This is a genomic window from Pantoea sp. Pa-EAmG (assembly GCF_030024295.1).
Lineage (GTDB): Bacteria > Pseudomonadota > Gammaproteobacteria > Enterobacterales > Enterobacteriaceae > Pantoea > Pantoea dispersa.
In genome coordinates this window covers 1-3,454 of record NZ_JASEWO010000282.1, presented here as the reverse complement: position 1 = coordinate 3,454, position 3,454 = coordinate 1, and the positions used below count along the sequence as shown (strand labels likewise).

At 56.4% G+C, this 3,454-nt stretch carries 4 protein-coding genes; 2 read left to right on the top strand and 2 right to left on the bottom strand.

Going from position 1 to position 3,454, the window contains the following annotated elements:
- Positions 1–25 precede the first annotated feature (25 nt).
- Together QMM04_RS21580 and QMM04_RS21575 are read left to right on the top strand one after the other, a co-directional pair.
- Positions 26–775, top strand: coding sequence for a MipA/OmpV family protein (locus QMM04_RS21580; protein ID WP_058774604.1), 750 nt, complete (start codon positions 26–28; stop codon positions 773–775).
- Between the two features lie 83 nt (positions 776–858).
- On the top strand, positions 859–1,707 hold the full coding sequence (locus QMM04_RS21575) for an aldo/keto reductase (RefSeq protein WP_282997000.1): 849 nt from the start codon (positions 859–861) through the stop codon (positions 1,705–1,707).
- 24 nt (positions 1,708–1,731) lie between these two features.
- Here the strand turns inward: QMM04_RS21575 and QMM04_RS21570 are convergent, their stop codons facing one another.
- Both QMM04_RS21570 and QMM04_RS21565 read right to left on the bottom strand, forming a co-directional pair.
- Positions 1,732–2,607 carry a D-hexose-6-phosphate mutarotase gene (locus QMM04_RS21570; RefSeq protein WP_058771253.1) on the bottom strand — a complete coding sequence of 292 codons (876 nt, stop codon included), beginning with the start codon at positions 2,605–2,607 and terminating at the stop codon, positions 1,732–1,734.
- Between the two features lie 74 nt (positions 2,608–2,681).
- Positions 2,682–3,454: type I glyceraldehyde-3-phosphate dehydrogenase (locus QMM04_RS21565; protein ID WP_282996999.1), on the bottom strand; the 773-nt coding region annotated here is incomplete at its 5' end.

Below are 3,454 nucleotides of genomic sequence, written 5' to 3'. Positions count from 1 at the left end.
GTTATATTAATGGAATGAATAAATTGTGAACCATTTCAAACTTAAAGCGCTTGCTCTGATGTGTCCTTGCTATTTTGCGGCGTTCAGCACTTACGCTGAACCCGTGTCACTTGGGGCTTCGGTTATTTATGCCCAGTCGCCGTACCGCGGCGGCCAGGACCGTTATCTGCCGATCCCGGTCATCAATTATGAGGGGGAAAACTTTTGGTTCCGCAGCCTGCAGGGCGGTTATTACCTGTGGAAAGACCCGCAGAATCAGCTGTCGTTAACGCTGCTGGGCTCGCCGCAGCAGTATGACCCGAAAGATAACGATCTGGGCGATATGAAAGGGCTGGACAAGCGTCGTATGACGCTGATGGCCGGCGCAACTTATCGTCACGTTGCTGACTGGGGGATTGTGCGTACCGCGCTGCTGGGCGATGTGCTGAATAACAGCAACGGCATGATTTGGGACCTGACCTACCTGTACCGCTTTGATTTCGGCGCGTTCAGCCTGACACCGGGCATTGGCGCAATGTGGAACAGTGCCAACCAAAACCGCTATTACTACGGCGTTTCCGGCCACGAAAGCGCGCGTACCGGCATCGATCGCTATCACCCGGACGACAGCTGGTCGCCTTACGTCGAGATGAACGCTAGCTACCAGATCAGCGAGAGCTGGAACGCCAGCCTGTCAGGCCGTTACACCCGCTTCGCCAGTGAAATTAAAGACAGTCCGATGGTGGATAAAGACGGTCAGTTTACGCTGTGGACCGGCGTCAGCTACAGCTTCTGATGACCACACGAACGCCTCATAATGAGGCGTTTTTGTTACCTTGCACCAATATTGCGCCCCGTAATGGCGCAGCGGGAGGTGAGATGAAGACGATTCAGTTTAACGACGATACGCCGTTACCGGCTATCGGCCAGGGCACCTGGTTTATGGGCGAGAATCCGGCACAGCGGGCGCAGGAAATCGCTGCGCTGCAGGCTGGACTGGACGCCGGACTGAAACTGATCGATACCGCTGAGATGTATGCCGAAGGCGGCGCGGAAGAGGTGGTCGGCGCAGCGCTGCGCGGACGGCGCGATCAAGCCTGGCTGGTATCAAAAGTTTACCCGTGGAATGCCGGTGAGGTCGATGCGATTGACGCCTGTGAGCGCAGTCTGCGCCGTCTGCAGACGGACTATCTCGATCTTTATCTGTTGCACTGGCGCGGTAATGTACCGCTGGAAGAGACCGTGCGCGCCATGCAAACGCTGCAGCAGCAGGGCAAAATCCGCCACTGGGGCGTCTCCAATTTTGATAGCGACGATCTGCAGGAGCTGTGGAGTGAAGCCGGAGGGATGGGCTGCGCGACTAATCAGGTGCTGTACCATCTGGCTTCGCGCGGTATTGAATTTGATTTACTGCCGCTCTGTCAGCAGCACCATACACCCGTCATGGCTTACTGTCCGCTGGCGCAGGCCGGACGGCTGCGTCAGGCGCTGTTTGACGATGCGACTCTGCAGCAGATTGCACAACAGAAGGGCATCAGCATCGCTCAGTTGCTGTTGAGCTGGGTGATTCGCCAGCCGGGCGTAATGGCCATTCCCAAGGCGGGCAGCGTGGCGCACGTGCAGGAGAATGCGGCGGCCCTGAATATCACCCTGACCAGCGATGAGCTGGCGCTGCTGGATCGCGCCTTTCCGCCGCCGCAGCATAAACTGGCGCTGGATGTGGTGTAAACGGCGCGTGCGCGCCGTTCAGCATTACTTATTGCGGATTCTCAGCGTGACGCCAAGGCGGGCAGGGGTTTCTCCGGCACTTTTCATCGGTTTGCTAATCCGCGCCGTCTCCACGCATACCATGGTTTTATAACCATCATTAGGCATATCGGCCATGCTGCAGGACAGTGCCGGGCCAGGATTCCAGGTGACAACGTCACTTTGATAATGGTGATAGACTTCAATCTGGCGTTTACCGGCGCGATCGTGGATCACGCTGCAGTCTTCCGCTGCGGTATGAATGCGATCAACCCGATCGGGATAAGTTTGTTTCCCGTCCGCTGCGCTGCCGATGGCACTGTCCTGCACCTTATCGATGTAGCTGTTGCCGAGCCCGCTGACTTCAACCTGCGCAATGTCCGCCACCTGAAAATAGCTGTGCAGCGCGGCAGTGGCTTCATAATCGCCCCAGGCTTCCAGCTCAATCTCACAGTGTTCAGCAATGCGGAAGCGCGCCAGCAGTGTGAAGTCGTGCGGCCACAGTTTTTTCGTTTGTGCATTACTTTCCAGCGTGAACGTCAGCATGACCGCATCTTCGTTCTCATCATGCGCCGTCAGCGTCCACGGCTGATTGCGGGCAAAGCCATGCGCAGGTTCACCTGCCGGACCAAACCACGGCCAGCAGACCGGCACGCCGCCGCGAATGGCTTTTCCGCTGACGAATGGCGTCTTGTCGCTGAGCCAGATGGCGGGCTGCTGACCGGCCGGTTGCCATGCCAGTAGGTGCGCACCCTGCAGGGCAATGGCGGCGCGCACTTTCGGATGGCTGATCACCAGAATCGATAATTCACCCATCTGACGCTGCGACAGGTAAGGGGTGATCTGCGTCACCACGGGCAAGTTAAAGAGCGAATTGTGCATTGTCAGACCTTCTCTCATCCAATCGAAAAAAAAGGGGCGACCGAAGTCACCCCTTGTCTGTTTAGCCGGTTAGCTTACTTAGCAGCAACCAGTGCAATCAGATCCAGAACCTTGTTGGAGTAACCGGTTTCGTTATCGTACCAGGAAACCAGTTTCACAAAGTTGTCGTTCAGAGCGATACCGGCTTTCGCGTCGAACACGGAAGTCAGGGTTTCGCCGTTGAAGTCGGTAGAAACCACGTCGTCTTCGATGTAGCCCAGCACGTCTTTCATGTCACCTTCAGCAGCGGCTTTGATGGCTGCACAGATGTCTTTGTAAGACGCTGGTTTTTCCAGACGAACGGTCAGGTCAACCACAGACACGTTTGGTGTTGGTACGCGGAACGCCATACCGGTCAGTTTACCGTTCAGCTCTGGCAGAACTTTGCCTACTGCTTTTGCTGCGCCGGTAGAAGATGGGATGATGTTCTGCGCTGCACCGCGGCCGCCGCGCCAGTCTTTGTGAGACGGGCCATCAACGGTTTTCTGAGTGGCGGTGGTGGCGTGAACAGTGGTCATCAGACCTTCAACGATACCGAACTTGTCGTTGATTACTTTAGCCAGCGGTGCCAGGCAGTTGGTGGTGCAGGAAGCGTTAGACACGATGTCCTGGCCGGCATATTTGTCGAAGTTGGCACCACGAACGAACATTGGGGTGTCATCTTTAGACGGGCCAGTCAGAACCACTTTCTTCGCGCCGGCAGTGATGTGTTTACGTGCGGTTTCGTCGGTCAGGAAGATACCGGTTGCTTCAGCAACAACGTCAACACCCACTTCGTCCCATTTCAGGTTAGCCGGGTCTTTCTCAG